Raw genomic sequence first — 17313 nt, forward strand, 5'->3', positions numbered from 1 at the left:
CCGTCGGTGCGCTGCCGTTGCAGGGCCCGGGGGCAGGACGCGGCGCTCGCCTGCGCCAGCAGCACGTGCATCCGCTCGGTGAGCTGCGCGACGTCGTCGGCGGGCGCGTGGAAGGGCAGGCGAACGTCGCCGTGGGAGCGGGCGCGCTCGATGCGCAGCGTCAGTCCGTGCCGGTCGACGGCGAGCGGCCGCACCCGGACCGCGCCGTGCAGGCTGTCGGCGTCGACGAGCCGGGTCAGCCGCTCCACGGCGTCACCGTGGCAGTCGGCGAGGTGGGTCAGCAGCCGGGCCTCGGCCAGGGCCAGCGGGTCCGGCCCGGCGGCGGTGAACTCGTCGAGGCCGACGACCACGGCACCGGACGGCTGCCGCAGCACCACGCGGGTGGGCGTGAACGCCAAGTGGCCGTCCTCCAGGACGAACCAGCCCGCGAGCCAGAGCCGCGCCCTGATCCGGCCCCGTACCGGGACGGGCGCCACGTCGGCGAACTCCAGCACGGCGGACGGCTCGCCGCGGGGCGCGCAGATCGCGGCCGCGAGCAGGGCGCTGTCCTCGGGCACGTGCAACAGCACCCGGCCGTCGTCGGCCACGGAGTGCGCGCCGACGAACTCCTCGCGGCCGCCCTCCGCGGTCACCGCGCAGGACCAGGCGGCGGCGAGTACGGAACGGGCCTGCTCCGCCGCGGCAGGCGCGGCCGTCCAGGTGTGGCTGTCACCCATCCCCGACCTCCTTCGTCAGTTCGTTGAGCACAGATCAGGTTCATTAGGTAAGGCTCACCTAACTTATAGGATGTCGAGGTGTGCGCCAACCAGGACGCGTGATCTTTGCGGAACTTTCCCAGTGCACCGGAGGGCGCTTTTCAGCGACTTGAGCGCGCGTTTCTGAGTGCAACGGGGGCGCTTACGGCGCGATGGCGCCCAGCAGGGCCCGCGCGCACAGGTCGCGCACCTGCTCACGGGCCGGCTCCGGATCCCGCAGCCACTCCAGGCAGACCGCGGTGGTGAACGCCAGCCAGCCGCGCACCGCCAGCCGTACGTCGGTCCGCACCTCGAAGGCCGGGCCGAACTCCGGGTCCACGGAAAGGGCTTCGAGGATCTGCCGCTCCTGTGCCGCGAGGGCCTGCCGATAGACCCGGCGCACCGCCTGGTCCCCGGTCGCGTCGGCACGGTGGAAGGCGCGGTATCCGTGCGCGTGGGCCCGTACGTACTCCAGGTACGCGTCGAGTCCGGCGGTGAGCTGCTCCCGGACCGGAACGCCGGGCACGGCCGCCGTCATCCTCAGCATGCGCTCGCTCTCGCGTTCGACGACCGCCGCGAAGAAGTCCCGTTTGGTCGGGAAATAGTGGTACAGCAGCCCCCGGGAGACGCCGGCGATCTCGGCGACCTGCTCGATCCACACGTCGTCGTAGGGGCTGTCCGAGAACAGCCGCGCGCCCACCGACAGCAACTGCTCCCGTCGCTCGCCGGTGCTGAGCCGGCGGCGCGTTCGCTCGCCCTGGTTCGCGGCCATGTGCGCACCTTACTTGACGTCGGTTCAACAACGGGACGAGACTGAGCGCGTTATTGAATCCATGTACAACAGGCTTGCCTCGGCACGTGCGACACGCCGCTGCGTCAAGGGAGATCGCGTCATGGCGGAGACGACGAACGGAACGGAACCGGACAGCCTGCCGAAGGGGTTCCGCAGCGCCGAGCTGGGCTGGCCCGAACTGCGTCGCCTCCCGCATCCGCCGTACCGGCTCCCCCTGCTGGGGGACGTGGTCGGCGCGAGCAGGCGCACCCCGATGCAGGACTCGCTGCGCTACGCCCGGCAACTGGGGCCGATATTCCGGCGGCGGGCCTTCGGCAAGGAGTTCGTGTTCGTGTGGGGCGCCTCGCTCACCGCCGACCTCGCCGACGAGGAGCGGTTCGCCAAGCATGTGGGGCTCGGCGTGGCCAACCTGCGGCCGATCGCCGGGGACGGGCTGTTCACGGCGTACAACCACGAGTCCAACTGGCAGCTCGCGCACGACGTCCTGGCGCCCGGGTTCAGCCGCGAGGCCATGGCGGGCTACCACGTGATGATGCTGGACGTGGCCGGACGGCTCACGGACCACTGGGACCGGGCGCAGGCGGCGGGACGGGCGGTGGACGTGCCCGGCGACATGACCAAGCTGACGCTGGAGACGATCGCGCGCACCGGATTCGGGCACGACTTCGGGTCCTTCGAGCGCGCCCGGCTCCATCCCTTCGTGACCGCGATGGTGGGCACACTCACCTACGCACAGCGCCTCAACACCGTGCCCGCCCCGCTGGCGCCGTGGCTGCTGCGCGGCGCGAGCCGCCGCAACGCCGCCGACATCGCCTACCTCAACCGCACCGTCGACGACCTGGTCCGCGCCCGCACGGCCGCCGCCGGCGACGGCGACGGCGACCTGCTCGACCGGATGCTGGAGACCGCCCATCCCGAAACCGGTGAGCGGCTGTCGCCGGAGAACGTCCGCCGCCAGGTCATCACCTTCCTGGTGGCCGGGCACGAAACCACCTCGGGCGCGCTCTCCTTCGCCCTGCACTATCTCGCGCGGCACCCCGACGTCGCGGCCCGGGCCCGGGCCGAGGTGGACCGGGTGTGGGGCGATACGCAGGCACCCGGCTACGAACAGGTGGCCAAACTGCGCTACCTTCGCCGGGTGCTGGACGAGTCGCTGCGGCTGTGGCCGACCGCGCCCGCGTTCGCGCGGGAGGCCCGCCGGGACACGGTACTGGGCGGTGAGTATCCGATGCGCCGCGGCGCCTGGGCGCTGGTGCTCGCGGGGATGCTGCACCGCGACCCGGAGGTCTGGGGACCGGACGCCGAGCGGTTCGACCCGGACCGCTTCGACGCCAAGGCCGTACGGTCGCGTGCCCCGCACGCCTTCAAGCCGTTCGGAACGGGGGCGCGGGCGTGCATCGGGCGGCAGTTCGCGCTGCACGAGGCGACACTGGTCCTGGGGCTGCTGCTGCGCCGCTACGAGCTGCGGCCCGACCCGGACTACCGGCTCCGGGTGACCGAGCGGCTGACGCTGATGCCGGAAGGGCTGCGACTGCGGCTGGACCGGCGGACCGCGGCCGGCCGTCCCGGGGCGGCGCCGGACCGCGCGTCCGGCGCCGAGGAGGCCGCCTCAGAGCCCCGCTGTCCAGTGCACGGGGTGGGTGACTGACCCCGGCAGTCTGGTACCGGAGCTGCCCCGGGCCGCGGTGAGCTGCGGCTGGGTGAGGAAGAAGGCGCCCGTCAGGTCCGCGTCCGTGAGGTCGGCGTCGCGCAGGTCGGCGCCGATCAGGTCCGCGCCCCGCAGATCCGCGCCGGTGAGGTCGGCGGCGATGAGGTACGCCCCGCGCAGATCGGCCCCACTGAGGTCGGCGCCCTTGAGCCGGGCGCCCATGAGGTCGGCGTTGCGGCGGTTCTTCTTCTTGCCGCGTTTCCCGGCCCGCACGAGTTCGCTGGTGCGCAGCAGCAGCGCGTTGACCCGCTGCCGGTGCTCGGCGACGTCGAGAGCGGCCAGTTCGTCGGGGGACCCGTCGGTGAGGCGCTCGGTGTCGGTAAGGGCGCGGCGCAGGTCGACGTGGACCGGGCGGGCCGCGGGCAGGGTCAGCGCCTCGGTCAGGTACCAGAGCAGTTCGTGCAGCTGGCGGACGACCGGGAACACGTCGAAGACGCGCCGGGTCCGCTCCGGCGGGCCGGTGCGCCAGTCCCGCCCTCCGAAGGTGACCTGCGAGACCTTCTGCCCGGCGCCGAAGCAGTCGTAGACCGTGCAGCCGGTGAAGCCGCTCTGCCGCAGCCGCGCGTGGATACCGCAGCGGTGGTCGCCCTGAAGGTTCGGGCAGGGCTTTCCGGCGTCCTTGTCGATGGCGAAGTCCGCCGAGCGGGAGAAGGGCAGGGCCACGCAGCACAGGCCGAAGCAGCGCCCGCAGTCGCCGCGCAGTTCCGCCTGGTCAGTCGCCTTTTCTCGCATGACGTCGAGGATACGGGCCGCCGTCGCACCACCGCGCCGGCGGCCCCGGTCACGGTCGGCGGCGCCGGTCAGGCCTCCAGGGCGGTCAGGTCCAGCCGGGCCAGCCGCTCGGGGTCGGACAGGATGTAGAGGCCGGTGATGAGCCCGTCGACGACTGTGACGTAGGTGACCGACCGCGGACGTCCCTCGGACACGGCGACGGTCCCGACCGCGCCGTTGACCAGGACCAGACGTGCGAGACCGGCGAGATGGCGGAAGTGGAACGCCCCGGTGGCGACCGTCCGCGCGCCCCGCACCGTCTTCGACGCCGCCACTCCCGAGGCAAGCGCGCCGGCGTCGGCCCGCAGCACCACGTCCGGGTGGAGGACGGACACCAGGGCCTCGAAGTCGCCGGCGCGGCTGGCGGCCAGGAACGCCTCGACGGCCCGGCGCTGCCGGCCAAGATCCGGGTCGGCCGCGGGCGTGGCCTCCCGGGCCCGGCGCCGGGCCCTGCTGGCCAGTTGCCGGGTGGCGGCCGGGCTGCGCTCCACGATCGCCGCGATGTCGTCGAAGGGCACGGAGAACATGTCGTGCAGCACGAACGCCAGCCGCTCGGCCGGCTCCAGGGTCTCCAGTACGACCAGCAGGGCCAGGCCCACCGAGTCGGTGTGCAAGGCCTCCTGCTCCGGATCGCCCTGCGGCAGCGCCCTCAGCACGGGATCCGGGACAAAGGTGTCGAAGCCCTCGGCCATCGGCTCCTCACGTCGCGAGGTGCGTGAGCGCAGCATGTCCAGGCAGACCCGGCCGGTCACCGTGGTCAGCCAGGCGCCCAGGTTGTCGATGCCGTCCGCGCCGGCGCGGTCGAGGCGCAGCCACGCCTCCTGCACGGCGTCCTCCGCCTCGGTCAGTGAACCGAGCATGCGGTAGGCCACGGCCTTCAGCTGCCCCCGGTGCTCCTCGAACCGCTCCGCCAGACGCTGCCGCCCCCGCACGGACTGCCGCCCCCGCGCGTTCTGTTCCCCCGGCACGCGGCGCTCCCCCCGCTCCCCCGCCATGGCGCTACCGTCCGAAGACTTCGAAGGTCACCGCCGGCTTTCCGCCGAACCGCTCACCCGCCGCCTCGGCGAACCCGACGAGGAATCCGCGCACGTACGTCTCCGGGTCCTCGTCGGTCAGCACCTCGATGTACGTGCGGTGTTCGAGCAGGGAGCGCACCGCGCGCTCCAGCCCCGGCGTGGCGTCCACGGCGTGCGTGGGCGAGGACGAGCCCGCGACGGCGACCCAGCGCACGCCGTTCCAGGGTTCGAGGCCCTGCTCGGTCAGCTCCGGGAAGATCCACCGGTTGCCGGCGTCGCCCGCCGCGTCGAGCGTGGCACGGCCGACGGCGACGTGGTCCGGGGTGTTCCAGGCGACGCCGCCCCAGGTGTCCCGGTGGTTCATGGTGATGACCAGCTCGGGGCGGTGCCTGCGGATCGCGGCGGCGATGTCGCGGCGCAGGGCGGTGCCGTACTCGACGACACCGTCCTGGTGGTCGAGGAACTCCACCTCGCTCACCCCGACGACGGCCGCGCTCGCCCGCTGCTCCCGCTCGCGCAGGGGGCCGCACTCGGCGGGCGCCAGTGTGTCGATGCCCGCCTCGCCCCGGGTCGCGAGGACGTAGGCGACCTCGCGGCCCTCGTCGGTCCAGGCCGCGATCGCCGCCGAGCAGCCGTACTCCAGGTCGTCCGGGTGGGCGACGACGGCCAGGGCGCGCCGCCAGTCGCCGGGCATGGGCTCCAGTCGCGTGATCGTCGGCTCCGTCATGCCCGCACATTAACCCGTGCCGCTGACATCCCACCCGGAATCCGAACGCGTGGGCGTTCAGGCCTCGTCGCGGGCGAGTGCGAGCAGCCGGTCCAGGACGCGGGGGCCGCCGGCCCGTACGCCGTCGTGCTCGAACTCGTCGGTGACCCAGGTGCGCAGGCCGCGGATCGCGCGTGCCGTGGTCAGCGCGTGGCCGGTGTCGACGTACATGTCGTCGTGGTACACGGCGGCGGCGGCCGGCACCTCGTTGGCGGCGAGACGGGCCGGGTCGTACAGGGGCGTCCAGTCGGTGCGGGCGGCGAGCAGTTCGGCGGTCTCGCGCAGCGGGCGCAGCGCCGGGTCGCAGTCGAACATCCAGGGGTGGACGGACTCGCCGGTGAACAGCAGCGGTTCGTCGCCGGCGAGGGCCTTGGCGGCGTCGAAGCGCGGGAACTCGGCGCGGACCCGCTCGGCCGACCAGTCGGTGGGGCGCGCGTCCTGGCCGTAGATGGCCTCGTGGACCAGGGCGTAGAGCGGGTGGCCGGCGTACGACAGCAGGCCCTGGACCTGCTCCTGGAAGGCGTCGGACAGTTCGTGTCCGCTCGGGGTGCGGACGAAGGCGTCCTCCAGGAGGAAGTGCAGGCGGTGGCTGCCCTCGCCGCCGCCGAGGAGGATGCCGAGGGACTGGAAGGCCTCCACGGTGAGCCGGTAGCCGTTCGGCAGGACCACGTCGTGGGTGAGCAGGTGGTCGGCGATGCGGCGGGCACGCTCGACGTCCTGCGGGTAGCGGGCGTAGTGCGCGGCGACCTTGCGTTCGATGCGGGGGTAGGCGGCCCGGTAGACGTCGTCGGCGTGGGCGTCCAGGGAGGGCAGGCCGCCGGTGATCAGGGCGGTGCTCAGCCCTTCGGGGGCCAGCGACAGGTAGGCGACGGTGCAGAAGCCGCCGAAGCTCTGGCCGAGGACGGCCCAGGGGGCGCCGCCGGTGACCTGGGGGCGGATGGCCTCGCAGTCGCGGACGATGGCGTCGGCGCGGAAGTGGGTGAGGTAGGCGGCCTGCTCGGCGGGGCCGCCGCGCAGCGGGAGCGTCTGGCGGTTGGCGGGCGTGGAGGCACCGGTGCCGCGCTGGTCCAGGAGCAGCACCCGGTAGTCCTTCAGGGCACGGCCGAGCCAGGCGGGGCGGCCGATGAAACGGTTCGCCCCGAAGCCGGGGCCGCCCTGGAGATAGACCAGCCACGGCAGGTTCTGGCCCGTCCTGTCGCTCGCCACGGCCTCGCGGGCGTACAGCTCGATCGTCTCCCCGGAGGGGTTCGCGTGGTCGAGGGGCACGGTGAAACGGCGGTCGGTGAGGACGACGCCGGGCTGACGGTAGCTGACGCTCAACGGGGCTCCCGGAACGGATGGACCATACGGACGGATCTTTCGACCGTGTCCCAGTTCAGCACACGGTTCTGCGGTGTCCGACCCCCGGGAGGGGAAATTCGTGCTGAACGACGGGTCAGCGGGCGGCGAGGCTGGAGCGCCGCACGACCAGTTCGGGCTGGAGCACGACCCGCCGGTGCGTGTGGGCCCGGTCCGCGCCCTGCGACTCCGTCTCCTCCAGGAGCAGCTCGGCGGCCATGACGCCCATGGTGACGGCCGGCTGGCGCACGGAGGTGAGCGGGACGGCCGCGGCGGCGGCGAACTCGATGTCGTCGTAGCCGACGATCGCGAGGTCGTCGGGGACGCCGACCCCGGCGGCGTACACGGCCTGGAGCACGCCGAGGGCCAGGAGGTCGTTGGCGCAGAAGACGGCGGTCGGCCGGTCGGAGAGGCCGAGGAGGCGGGCGCCGGCGTCCCTGCCCGCGGCGACGTCGAGCCGCTCGGTGGGCAGTTCGCGCAGCGCGTCGGGACCGAGTCCGGCCTCGGCGAGCGCGTGCAGGGCACCGGTGCGGCGGTCGCGCACCTGGTTGAGGCCGGGCGGGCCGCTGACGTAGGCGATGGAGCGGTGTCCGGCGTCCACGAGGTGACGTACCGCCAGGGCGCCGCCGGCCACGTCGTCGACGGAGACGGAGCACTCGGTGGTGCCCTCGGCGACACGGTCGACCAGCACGAAGGGGATGTTGTGCCGCCGGAAGCCCTCGATGTTGCGGCCGGTGGCGTCGGCCGGGGTCAGCAGTACGCCGCGCACCCGCTGCTCGGCGAAGAGCGAGAGGTACTCGGCCTCCTCCCCCGGGTTCTGGGCGCTGTTGCAGACCATCACGCCGAGCCCGGCGTCGCGCGCGGCCCGCTCGGCGCCGCGCGCGACGTCGACGAAGAAGGGGTTGCCCATGTCCAGGACGAGCAGCCCCATGATGCGGCTGCGGCCCGCGCGCAGCTGGCGCGCGGACTCGCTGCGGACGTAGCCGAGCCGGTCGATCTCGGCCAGTACGCGCGCGCGGGTCTCGGTCGCCACGGTGTCCGGGCGGTTGATCACGTTGGAGACCGTGCCCACGGATACTCCGGCGGCTCGGGCGACGTCCTTGATACCCACCGAATGGGCCATCGGGCAGGGACCTCCAGGGTCGGGCTGGGCAACGCACCGGGACGTGGGCGGCCGGCAGACCTTCACACATTACCCGCGCCGGCCGGCGGAGGTCCCCGTCAGGCGGGCAGCCGGAAGCGGGCGGCATGGCGGGACGCGCCGACGGAGGGCTCCCCCGGCCCGGGTATGCCGACTACCCTGCGGTTCATCCGATGATCACGATGTCCGAGCCGGCCGATCACAAGGAGCCGCGATGCGTGTGGCCCTGTTCCTGACCTGCGTCAACGACACGTTGTATCCGGACACCGGCCGTGCCGTGGTGCAGCTTCTGACCAGACTGGGCGTCGAGGTCGACTTCCCGATGGCCCAGACCTGCTGCGGGCAGGCGCACTACAACACCGGGTACCGGCACGAGGCGGAGCCGCTGGCCCGGCGCTTCTCGGAGGTGTTCGCGGAGTACGAGACGGTCGTGACGCCGTCGGGTTCCTGCGGCGCGATGGTGCGGGAGCTGTATCCGCGGATGGGCGAACGGGCGCGGGCGGAGGGGCGCGGCGGCGCGCTCGCGGCCACTCTGGCGCCGGTGGTGCCGAAGACGTACGAGCTGACGGAGTTCCTAGTGGACGTGCTGGGGGTCACGGACGTGGGGGCGTACTACCCGCACACGGTGACGTACCACCCGACCTGCCACGGGCTGCGGAGTCTGGGTCTCGGCGACCGGCCCCGGCGGCTGCTGGAGGCGGTGAAGGGGCTGGAGCTGGTCGAGCTGCCCGGCGCCGAGGAGTGCTGCGGCTTCGGCGGCACCTTCGCCGTGAAGAACCCCGACGTGTCGGCCGCGATGGGCGCCGACAAGGTGCGCAACGCCGAGTCCACCGGCGCCGAGGTGCTGTGCGCGGCCGACAACTCCTGCCTGATGCACATCGGCGGGACCATGACGCGGCTGCGGACGGGCATGCGGCCGGTGCACATCGCGGAGATCCTGGCGGGCACGGAGGAGGCGGTGACCGTATGAGCGGGACCCATCTGGGGATGCCGTCCTTCCCCGAGGCGGCACGGGACGCCGTACACGATCCGACGTTGCGCGGGAATCTGCGGCACGCGACGCACACCATCCGGGACAAGCGGGCGCGGGCGGTCGCGGAGCTGGACGACTGGGCGCGGCTGCGTGAGGCCGGGAAGCGGATCAAGGATCACACGCTGCGGTATCTGGACCGGTATCTGGTGCGGGTGGAGGAGGCGGTCACGGCGGCCGGGGGGACCGTGCACTGGGCCGCCGACGCCGAGGAGGCCAACCGGATCGTCGCGGATCTGGTGAAGGCGACCGGGGAGTCGGAGGTCGTCAAGGTCAAGTCGATGGCGACGCAGGAGACCGGTCTCAACGAGGCGCTGGAGGCGGAGGGCATCCGCGCCTACGAGACCGATCTCGCCGAGCTGATCGTGCAGTTGGGCGGGGACCGGCCCTCGCACATCCTGGTGCCGGCGATCCACCGCAACCGCGGCGAGATCCGGGACATCTTCCGCTCCGAGATGGGCGAGTGGGGCCGGCCGGCGCCCGAGGGTCTCACCGACACGCCCGCCGAACTCGCCGAGGCGGCCCGGCTGCACCTGCGGGAGAAGTTCCTGCGCGCCAGGGTCGGCATCTCCGGCGCCAACTTCATGGTCGCCGAGACCGGCACCCTCGTGGTCGTGGAATCCGAGGGCAACGGCCGGATGTGCCTGACCCTGCCCGAGACCCTGATCTCGGTCGTCGGCATCGAGAAGATCGTGCCCACCTGGCGCGATCTGGAGGTCTTCCTGCAGACCCTGCCCCGCTCCTCGACGGCCGAGCGGATGAACCCGTACACGTCCATGTGGACCGGCACCACCGACGGGGACGGCCCTCGCACCTTCCACCTGGTCCTGCTGGACAACGGCCGCACCGACACCCTCGCCGACGAGGTCGGCCGTCAGGCACTGCGCTGCATCCGCTGCTCGGCGTGCCTGAACGTCTGCCCGGTCTACGAGCGGGCCGGCGGCCACGCCTACGGCTCGGTGTACCCGGGGCCGATCGGCGCGATCCTCAGTCCGCAACTGCGGGGCACGGGCAGCGAGATCGACGCGTCCCTGCCGTACGCGTCCTCGCTGTGCGGCGCCTGCTACGAGGTGTGCCCGGTCGCCATCGACATCCCCGAGGTGCTGGTCCACCTGCGGGAGCGGGTGGTGCAGGGCGGCCCTGCCGTCCGGCAGGGCAACCGGGTCGTCCTGAAACCGGCCAGGGGGCATGCGGCCGAGCGGGCGGCGATGCGGGCGGCGCGGTGGGCGTTCACGCACCCGGGCGCGCTGCGCGCCGGGCAGCGGCTGACGTCGCGGACCCGGCGGCTCCATCCCCGTACGCTCCCCGGACCGGGCCGGGCGTGGAGCGGCAGCCGGGATCTCCCCGAGGTTCCCGCGGAGCCGTTCCGCGACTGGTGGCAGCGCACGCGCGATGGGAAGGACGGGGCGAAGTGAGCAGCAGGGAACGCGTTCTGGGCCGGGTACGGCGCGCTCTCGCGGACGTGCCGGCCGACGGGGCTCCGGTCTTGCGGGACTATCTGCGCGAGCACGGGCGGCGCGGCGCCGACGAGACGGTGGAGCTGCTCGCCGGGAACCTGGCGGACTACCGGGCGATCGTGCACCGGTGCACGGACGCGCAGTTGCCCGAGGTGCTGATGCGGCTCCTGGCGGCACACGGCTCGCAGAGCGTGGTGGTTCCGCCGGAGCTGCCTCCGCACTGGCTCAAGGCGGTCGACGCGACCCGCGTCCACGACCGCGCCGCGAGCACCCCGCAGGACCTCGACCGGGTCGACAGCGTGGTCACCGGCTGCGCGGTCGCCGTCGCCGAGACCGGCACCATCGTCCTGGACGGCTCCCCCGACCAGGGCCGCCGCCGCATCACCCTCGTCCCCGACCACCACGTCTGCGTCGTACGGGTGCCGGACCAGGTGGTGTCATCGGTTCCCCAGGCCCTCGAACGCCTGGACCCCGTCCGCCCGTTGACCTGGATCTCCGGTCCGTCGGCGACCAGTGACATCGAGTTGGACCGGGTCGAGGGGGTGCACGGTCCGCGCACGCTGGAGGTGGTGCTGGTGGAGGGGTGAGCGGGCAGGCGGTGATCGGTCCCCGGCGGTGACGCTGGGGACGAGCCTGGTGACGGCCCGGCGGGCGCCGCGTACGCCGGCGGCCGGTGCGGTGGCGCAGGCCGCGTGAGCCGGGAGCGGCAGGGGGTGGCCGTCGCGACGGCCACCCCCTCCTCTCGTTGTTCGCGGTTCCTCGCGCGACGTGCCGGTCTCTGCCTAGTCGGCCTTGGCGTACTCCTTGGCCATGCCTCCGGCGAAGTCGTACACGACGCACTGTCCGTCGCCCACGACCCAGGCGTCGTGGCCGGGCGAGCAGACGAAGACGTCGCCGGGGCCCACCTCGCTCTCGGCGCCGTCGTCCATGCGGACGTGCAAGCGTCCCTCGACCACGTAGCAGTTGTGGTGGATCATGCAGCTGTCGGTGCCCGCGAGGGGGGCGACGGACTCCGACCAGCGCCAGCCCGGCTCGAAGGTGGCGACGGCGAAGTCGAGCCCTTCCATGTGCACGGCCTCGATGTGCCCGCGAGGGAAATCGCGCCGCTCGTCCGGCTTGTCGAGCGTCTTTGCCTCGAACATGACGCTTCTCCTTTCCATGGCCCCACCACTCCATCGTCCGCCTGTCAACTCGGGGCCGCCATCCGGGGGACGCGCGGGGTCAGCGCGGGGTGCCGCACAGACGGGCGAAGCGTTCGGCGTCCACGTTGCCGCCGGAGAGGATCACGCCCACGCGGCCGGGCAGCGGGCCGGCGCGGCCGGTGAGGAGGGCGGCCAGCGGGGTGGCACCGCTCGGTTCGAGTACGGTCTTCAGCCGTTCGAAGGCGAAGCGCATCGCGTCCCTGATCTCGTCGTCGCTGACCAGCACGATCCCGTCGAGCAACCGCCGGTTGAGGAAGAAGGTCAGCTCGCCGGGGGTGTGCAGGGCCTGGCCGTCGGCGATGGTGCGCGGGACCGGGACGGTGACGCGCCGGCCCGCCTCCAGGGACCGCTTGGTGTCGTCACCGGCCTCCGGTTCGACGCCGACGACCCGGGTGCCGGCGTGCAGGCCCTTGACGGCGGTGGCGCTCCCGGCGATCAGTCCGCCGCCGCCGACCGGTGTGATCAGGGCGTCCAGTGGTCCCGTCTCCTCGACGAGTTCGAGGGCGGCGGTGCCTTGTCCGGCGATGACGTGCGGGTGCTCGTAGGGCGGGATCAGGCTCAGCCCGCGTTCGGCGGCCAGGGCCTCGGCGACGGCGACACGGTCGCCGGTGTAGCGGTCGTAGGTGACGATCTCGGCGCCGTAGCCGGCGGTGGCCGCCCGCTTGGAGGGTGGCGCGTCCTCGGGCATGACGATCACGGCGGTGGTGCCCAGCTCGCGCGCGGCGAGGGCGACCGCCTGGGCGTGGTTGCCGGAGGAGTAGGCGGCGATGCCGCGGGACAGCTGCTCCGGCGTGAGGCGGGAGGCCGCGTTGTAGGCGCCGCGGAACTTGAAGGCGCCCACCCGCTGCTGGTTCTCGCACTTGAGGAAGATCTCAGCGCCCGCCAGGGCGTCCAGGGTGCGTGAGCGCAGCACCGGGGTGCGGTGCGCGACGCCCCGGAGGCGGGCGGCGGCGGAGCGGACGTCGTCGAGGGTGACCGGTGGGGTGGTGGTCGTCACGCGTGTCCTCCAGCGGGGTCGGCGGCCGGGTCGGCCGCGGCGCGGGCCTGGGAGAGGTAGTTGTAGGCGGAGGCCCGGGAGATGCCGAGCCGGGCGGCGACCTGCTCGACCGAGCGGCGTACGGCGAACACGCCGCGCCCGTCCAGGTCGCGGAACAGCTCGAGTCGCTGTGCGCGCTCCAGCGCCGCCCAGCTCCTGTCCCGCCGCAGCGGGTGGGCGTCCACGATGGCGTCGACCACCGCGTCGATGTCGTCGGCGAAGGTGGTCGCCGGTGGGTCGGCGGAGGTGGCCGCGGTGCCGGCCAGGGCGCCGAGCAGGGACTGGGCCCGGTCCACGGCGGTGACGTCCAGGTTGACGCACAGGGCACCGAACACGGCCCCGGTGGAGTCGCGCAGCACCATGGTCGAGGACTTCAGCAGGATGCCGTCGGCCGTCCGCGTGACGTAGTTCAGCTCGTCCCGGGCCTCGTCGCCGCGGGCCAGCACGCGCATGCCGATCTCGCTCATGGCCCCGCCCACCGTCCGCCCGGTCACCGAGCCGGCGACGGCCACGACCGACCGCTCGGGGCGTCGGTAGTCGTGCAGGACCACCTCGCAGACCGGGCCGAACGTCGCCGCGACGCCGTCCACGACGGGGCGCAGGGCGGCGAGGACCGCGTCCCGTTCGGCGTCCAGGGCGGGTTCGCTCATCAGGGGCCTCCGTACTCGAATCCCGGAGACTCAAGACTACACGTCCAACGGATGGACTGACAGTCCAGACCCGACCACGGCCCGCGGTCGACGTGCGTCGGAGGCGACGCCCGACCGGCGGCCACTGGGCGTCCCGGCGGATCGACACGGCCTCCTCTGCGGCCTCGCACTCGGACCCGGACTCGCCGTCACCACGGTCCTGTCGCCGCGCCGCCGGTTCTGACACCCTCTGCGGCACCGTCCTGCCCCGCGCTCACACGGAGGGTCGATCCCATGCCCAAGGACGCCAGGTCCCCGAAGAAGCTGCGCAGCAATCGTGCCGCGCTCACACACAAGGTCACGTACGCGCTGCGTCATCCCGAGCGCGTCGGCCCCTACGTCCGCCGGGCCGGCCGGGACGCGTGGCTGCGGATCAAGCACCCGGACCACGTCGGCTACTACCGGGCCGTGATGGCCTCCGACGCCCGCCGCAACCCGGAGGCCGCGGTCGGCAGCCGGACCCACGACCGATGGCTGGCGCTCGGCCAGATGCAGTTCGAGTACCTGATCGAGCACGGACTGCGTCCCGAGCACCACATGCTCGACATCGGCTGCGGCAACCTGCGCGGCGGCCGGCACTTCATCGACCACCTGGACGCGGGGCACTACTACGGCATCGACATCTCGCCGGACATCCTGATCGCCGCCAAGAAGACCCTGACCGAGCACGGCCTCCAGGCCAAGCTGCCCCACCTGACCATCACCGGGGACCTCACCCTGGACTTCCTGCCGGACGACCACTTCGACGTCGTACACGCGCACAGCGTCTTCTCGCACTCGCCGCTGAACGTGATCGAGGAGTGCCTCTCCCACGTCGGCCGCGTCCTGACCGGCACCGGGTTCTTCGACTTCACCTTCGACCGCACCGAGGGCACCGAGCACCAGGTGCTCCGCGAGGACTTCTACTACCGCACCGACACCCTGCTCACGCTGGCCCGCAGGCACGGCCTGCACGCGCGGTTCATGGCGGACTGGGAGAAGCGGTCGCACGGCCAGTCCAAGATCCGCGTCAGCCGCTCGCCGCTGCCGTCGTAGGCGCGGACAGCGACACCCGGGCCGGGCCGTCCGCCCGGTCCCCAAGGGCGTGACTCAGGGGCGCGGGTTGGTGCGCCGCCAGCCGGGCCGGGCGTCCGCGCCGCGGCGGCCGGCCGCGGCGGCGCAGCGGGGGCAGACCCGGCGGACCGCGTCGGCCGCGCCGCCGGACTCGGGCAGCACCTCGGTCCAGGTGACCGCCGGAAACCTGGACAGCCGCGAACGGTTGAGGGACAGTCCGCACACGGTCTGGTTCATGCCCTGCTCCCACGCGTGCACCTCGCCGGACGGCAGCCAGCGGCCGTCCTCCGGGTCCCACCAGCGGCCGGAGGCCGCCACCTCGTAGCGCCGTGTCCTCGCCATCGGCTCGGCCCGCCGCCTTTCTCACCCATGTACCCGCTTACCGTCCGTTCCGGGTGCCCCGGACGGTCGACGCCCACACGCGCGTACCCCCTCCTGTGTGATCACTCCGCAAGTCCTGCCGATTTCGGGTGTTTTGTCTGCTTAGCATGCGGGGTCCGCGCATCGCGGGTCGGCGCCACCGCGCGGCGAGGCCCGGGCTCGGACGGCGCATACCGGCTCGCCCCGACGCGAGTACCCCGTGCCGGCGTGCGTGGGGCGACCGCCCGGGGCCCACCCGGTTACCCGTGCCGCTCGCCCATGGACCGCCCGCCCCGTACGAGAGGACACCAGATGGCGCCCACGGGCCGTCACAGCCGACTGGCCGAGCACGCCTTCTCCCCGCACGACGCCGTGATGGGCGCCGCCGCCCGGCACCTGGGCCGCCGGCGCTTCCTCACCGTCACCGCGGCGGCCGCCGCGCTCGCCTTCTCCACCAACCTGCCGGCCCGCGGCGCGGCCGCCGCCCCGCTGCGCAGCGCCCGGATCAGCAGCGACCCGTTCACCCTCGGCGTCGCCTCCGGCGACCCCCAGCCGGACTCGGTGCTGCTGTGGACCCGGCTGGCGCCGGAGCCGTTCCTGGAGGACGGCGGGATGGGCACGGAGCGGGTCACGGTCGAGTGGGAGGTGGCGCTCGACGAGTACTTCGCCGCCGTCCTGTTCCGGGGCACCGCCGACGCGCACGCCGAGTACAACCACAGCGTGCACGTCGACGTGAAGGGCCTGACACCGGGCACGGTGTACTACTACCGCTTCCGGACCGGCGTCTGGCTCAGCCCGGCCGGCCGCACCCGCACCGCGCCGCCGGCGGGCAGCGCCACGTCGGGGCTGAAACTGGCGGCCGTCGCCTGCCAGGCCTACCAGGACGGCTACTACACGGTGCTCCGGCACCTCGCCCAGGACGACGTCGACGTGGTCTTCCACCTCGGCGACTACCTGTACGAGTACGCGGTCAACTCGGAGGGCGGGGAGCGCCGCTACACCGACGTCGTGCTGCCCGACGTGTTCAACCGCGAGACGATGACCCTCGCCGACTACCGGCTGCGCTACTCGCTCTACAAGAACGACGAGGACCTCCGGGCGGCCCACGCCGCGCACCCCTTCGTGGTCACCTGGGACGATCACGAGACCGAGAACAACTACGCCGGCAGCATCCCGGAGAACTCCATCCCGCCGGAGGAGTTCCTGCTGCGGCGGGCAGCCGCCTACCGCGCGTTCTGGGAGAACCAGCCGCTGCGCGCCGCACAGCTGCCGCAGGGCCCGGACGCGCAGCTGTACCGCCGGCTGCACTGGGGCACGCTCGCCCAGTTCGACATCCTCGACACCCGGCAGTACCGCTCCGACCAGGCCTACGACGACCGCCCGCACGCCCCCGGGCCCGAGTCGGACGACCCGGCACGTACTATCACCGGCACCGCGCAGGAGCAGTGGCTGCTCGGCGGCTGGCAGAGCTCGACCGCGCTGTGGAACGTGATGCCCCAGCAGGTCTGCTTCTCACAGCGCAAGTTCGACGTGACCGCCGACGCGGCGCTCTCGATGGACGCCTGGGACGGCTACCGCGCCTCGCGCGCCCGGGTCGTCGCCGGGGCGAAGGCCGCCGGGGTCGAGAACTGGCTGATCCTCACCGGCGACGTACACGTGGGCTACGCCCTCGACGTCAAGGAGAACTTCGACGACCCGGCGTCCGCCACCGTCGGCACGGAGGTCACCTGCACGTCGGTGGCCAGCGGCCGGGACGGAGTGGAGCGGCCCGCCAACTGGGACCTGTACATGCAGGCCAACCCGCACATGAAGTACTACGACGGCAGGCGCGGCTACGTCCGGGTCGAACTCGACCGCCAGGCCGCCCGCCTCGACTTCAGGACGGTCTCCGCCATCAGCACACCCGGCGCTCCCATCAGCACGGCCGCGTCCTTCGTCACCGAGGCGGGCGCCCCGGGGCTGAACCCCGCCTGAACCCGGCCCGGCGTGCGCGTCCGCGTACTGCACTTGCCGTCCGCCGCGTCCCCCATCGCGCGAAAGACGCCCGGACCCGGCATTCCCGCGGATCTTTCCGGCAAGGACTGTGACTTCGCCGCAGTCGCACCGTAAACCACGGTCACTCACCGATCCCCGCTGTCTCGCACAGCCCTCGAAGGAGGCACATCGCATGGTCGGCAGACATGCCGCGCGCAGCCGCCGCGCAGCCCTGACCGCGCTCG

General features: G+C 73.0%; 17 protein-coding genes. 6 read left to right on the top strand and 11 right to left on the bottom strand.

The annotated features are described in order from the left end of the window. Together EBH09_RS03435 and EBH09_RS03440 are read right to left on the bottom strand one after the other, a co-directional pair. On the bottom strand, window positions 1–716 hold a 716-nt coding region (locus tag EBH09_RS03435), incomplete at its 3' end, for a DUF2470 domain-containing protein (protein ID WP_153182599.1). Between the two features lie 181 nt (window positions 717–897). After that, window positions 898–1506 (bottom strand): TetR/AcrR family transcriptional regulator, encoded by a 609-nt coding sequence (locus tag EBH09_RS03440; protein WP_121745523.1) that lies wholly within the window; start codon window positions 1504–1506, stop codon window positions 898–900. Window positions 1507–1627: 121 nt separating this feature from the next. Here EBH09_RS03440 and EBH09_RS03445 point away from each other — a divergent pair, with 121 nt between their 5' ends. Further along, window positions 1628–3175 (top strand): cytochrome P450, encoded by a 1548-nt coding sequence (locus EBH09_RS03445; protein ID WP_121745524.1) that lies wholly within the window; start codon window positions 1628–1630, stop codon window positions 3173–3175. Here the strand turns inward: EBH09_RS03445 and EBH09_RS03450 are convergent. The 5 genes from EBH09_RS03450 to EBH09_RS03470 all read right to left on the bottom strand — a co-directional run bounded on the left by EBH09_RS03450 (window position 3137) and on the right by EBH09_RS03470 (window position 8249). After that, on the bottom strand, window positions 3137–3967 hold the full coding sequence (locus EBH09_RS03450; protein ID WP_121745525.1) for a pentapeptide repeat-containing protein: 831 nt from the start codon (window positions 3965–3967) through the stop codon (window positions 3137–3139). The genes EBH09_RS03445 and EBH09_RS03450 overlap by 39 nt on opposite strands. 68 nt (window positions 3968–4035) lie before the next feature. Next, on the bottom strand, window positions 4036–5001 hold the full coding sequence (locus EBH09_RS03455) for a sigma-70 family RNA polymerase sigma factor (protein ID WP_121745526.1): 966 nt from the start codon (window positions 4999–5001) through the stop codon (window positions 4036–4038). Window positions 5002–5005: 4 nt separating this feature from the next. Then, window positions 5006–5749: a PIG-L deacetylase family protein gene (locus EBH09_RS03460; RefSeq protein WP_121745527.1), complete on the bottom strand. Its 744-nt coding sequence runs from the start codon at window positions 5747–5749 to the stop codon at window positions 5006–5008. Window positions 5750–5806: 57 nt separating this feature from the next. Next, a complete protein-coding gene (locus tag EBH09_RS03465) occupies window positions 5807–7108 on the bottom strand; it encodes an alpha/beta fold hydrolase (protein ID WP_121745528.1) in 1302 nt (433 codons plus the stop codon). Between the two features lie 115 nt (window positions 7109–7223). Continuing rightward, window positions 7224–8249, bottom strand: coding sequence for a LacI family DNA-binding transcriptional regulator (locus tag EBH09_RS03470; protein ID WP_121745529.1), 1026 nt, complete (start codon window positions 8247–8249; stop codon window positions 7224–7226). Window positions 8250–8481: 232 nt separating this feature from the next. Between EBH09_RS03470 and EBH09_RS03475 the strand changes: the two genes are divergently transcribed. From EBH09_RS03475 to EBH09_RS03485, 3 genes are read left to right on the top strand one after another with little or no spacing between them, the layout of a single operon-like run. Then, window positions 8482–9237 carry a (Fe-S)-binding protein gene (locus EBH09_RS03475; protein WP_121745530.1) on the top strand — a complete coding sequence of 252 codons (756 nt, stop codon included), beginning with the start codon at window positions 8482–8484 and terminating at the stop codon, window positions 9235–9237. Further along, a complete protein-coding gene (locus EBH09_RS03480; RefSeq protein WP_121745531.1) occupies window positions 9234–10712 on the top strand; it encodes a lactate utilization protein B in 1479 nt (492 codons plus the stop codon). Before EBH09_RS03475 ends, EBH09_RS03480 begins: the two co-directional genes overlap by 4 nt. Continuing rightward, complete coding sequence (locus EBH09_RS03485; RefSeq protein ID WP_121745532.1) at window positions 10709–11341, top strand: lactate utilization protein C; 633 nt, start codon at window positions 10709–10711, stop codon at window positions 11339–11341. The genes EBH09_RS03480 and EBH09_RS03485 overlap by 4 nt, the downstream gene beginning before the upstream one ends. Window positions 11342–11536: 195 nt before the next feature. On the opposite strand, the gene EBH09_RS03495 is transcribed toward EBH09_RS03485, so the two are convergent. The 3 genes from EBH09_RS03495 to EBH09_RS03505 all read right to left on the bottom strand — a co-directional run bounded on the left by EBH09_RS03495 (window position 11537) and on the right by EBH09_RS03505 (window position 13642). Continuing rightward, window positions 11537–11896 carry a cupin domain-containing protein gene (locus tag EBH09_RS03495; RefSeq protein WP_121745534.1) on the bottom strand — a complete coding sequence of 120 codons (360 nt, stop codon included), beginning with the start codon at window positions 11894–11896 and terminating at the stop codon, window positions 11537–11539. A gap of 79 nt (window positions 11897–11975) precedes the next feature. After that, a complete protein-coding gene (locus EBH09_RS03500; RefSeq protein WP_121745535.1) occupies window positions 11976–12953 on the bottom strand; it encodes a pyridoxal-phosphate dependent enzyme in 978 nt (325 codons plus the stop codon). Continuing rightward, window positions 12950–13642 carry a PAS domain-containing protein gene (locus EBH09_RS03505; RefSeq protein WP_121745536.1) on the bottom strand — a complete coding sequence of 231 codons (693 nt, stop codon included), beginning with the start codon at window positions 13640–13642 and terminating at the stop codon, window positions 12950–12952. Before EBH09_RS03505 ends, EBH09_RS03500 begins: the two co-directional genes overlap by 4 nt. A 273-nt stretch (window positions 13643–13915) precedes the next feature. Between EBH09_RS03505 and EBH09_RS03510 the strand changes: the two genes are divergently transcribed. Further along, entirely contained in the window at window positions 13916–14716 is an 801-nt protein-coding gene (locus tag EBH09_RS03510; protein ID WP_121745537.1) for a class I SAM-dependent methyltransferase, read from the top strand. 54 nt (window positions 14717–14770) lie between these two features. Here EBH09_RS03510 and EBH09_RS03515 read toward each other — a convergent pair whose 3' ends face one another. Beyond that, window positions 14771–15076 carry a hypothetical protein gene (locus EBH09_RS03515; protein WP_121745538.1) on the bottom strand — a complete coding sequence of 102 codons (306 nt, stop codon included), beginning with the start codon at window positions 15074–15076 and terminating at the stop codon, window positions 14771–14773. 330 nt (window positions 15077–15406) lie between these two features. Here EBH09_RS03515 and EBH09_RS03520 point away from each other — a divergent pair, with 330 nt between their 5' ends. Beyond that, entirely contained in the window at window positions 15407–17068 is a 1662-nt protein-coding gene (locus EBH09_RS03520) for an alkaline phosphatase D family protein (RefSeq protein WP_121745539.1), read from the top strand. The last annotated feature ends 245 nt before the right edge of the window (window positions 17069–17313 follow it).

It is taken from the genome of Streptomyces sp. E2N166 (assembly GCF_003671715.1).
GTDB lineage: Bacteria > Actinomycetota > Actinomycetes > Streptomycetales > Streptomycetaceae > Streptomyces > Streptomyces thinghirensis.

What these genes read in the sequence shown, in the direction of transcription:
- EBH09_RS03470 (WP_121745529.1), bottom strand. Translation starts at nt 8,249, where the DNA reads ATGGCCCATTCGGTGGGTATCAAGGACGTCGCCCGAGCCGCCGGAGTA.
- EBH09_RS03460 (WP_121745527.1), bottom strand. Translation starts at nt 5,749, where the DNA reads ATGACGGAGCCGACGATCACGCGACTGGAGCCCATGCCCGGCGACTGG.
- EBH09_RS03515 (WP_121745538.1), bottom strand. Translation starts at nt 15,076, where the DNA reads ATGGCGAGGACACGGCGCTACGAGGTGGCGGCCTCCGGCCGCTGGTGG.
- EBH09_RS03455 (WP_121745526.1), bottom strand. Translation starts at nt 5,001, where the DNA reads ATGGCGGGGGAGCGGGGGGAGCGCCGCGTGCCGGGGGAACAGAACGCG.
- EBH09_RS03440 (WP_121745523.1), bottom strand. Translation starts at nt 1,506, where the DNA reads ATGGCCGCGAACCAGGGCGAGCGAACGCGCCGCCGGCTCAGCACCGGC.
- EBH09_RS03450 (WP_121745525.1), bottom strand. Translation starts at nt 3,967, where the DNA reads ATGCGAGAAAAGGCGACTGACCAGGCGGAACTGCGCGGCGACTGCGGG.
- EBH09_RS03445 (WP_121745524.1), top strand. Translation starts at nt 1,628, where the DNA reads ATGGCGGAGACGACGAACGGAACGGAACCGGACAGCCTGCCGAAGGGG.
- EBH09_RS03495 (WP_121745534.1), bottom strand. Translation starts at nt 11,896, where the DNA reads ATGTTCGAGGCAAAGACGCTCGACAAGCCGGACGAGCGGCGCGATTTC.
- EBH09_RS03520 (WP_121745539.1), top strand. Translation starts at nt 15,407, where the DNA reads ATGGCGCCCACGGGCCGTCACAGCCGACTGGCCGAGCACGCCTTCTCC.
- EBH09_RS03510 (WP_121745537.1), top strand. Translation starts at nt 13,916, where the DNA reads ATGCCCAAGGACGCCAGGTCCCCGAAGAAGCTGCGCAGCAATCGTGCC.
- EBH09_RS03475 (WP_121745530.1), top strand. Translation starts at nt 8,482, where the DNA reads ATGCGTGTGGCCCTGTTCCTGACCTGCGTCAACGACACGTTGTATCCG.
- EBH09_RS03505 (WP_121745536.1), bottom strand. Translation starts at nt 13,642, where the DNA reads ATGAGCGAACCCGCCCTGGACGCCGAACGGGACGCGGTCCTCGCCGCC.
- EBH09_RS03480 (WP_121745531.1), top strand. Translation starts at nt 9,234, where the DNA reads ATGAGCGGGACCCATCTGGGGATGCCGTCCTTCCCCGAGGCGGCACGG.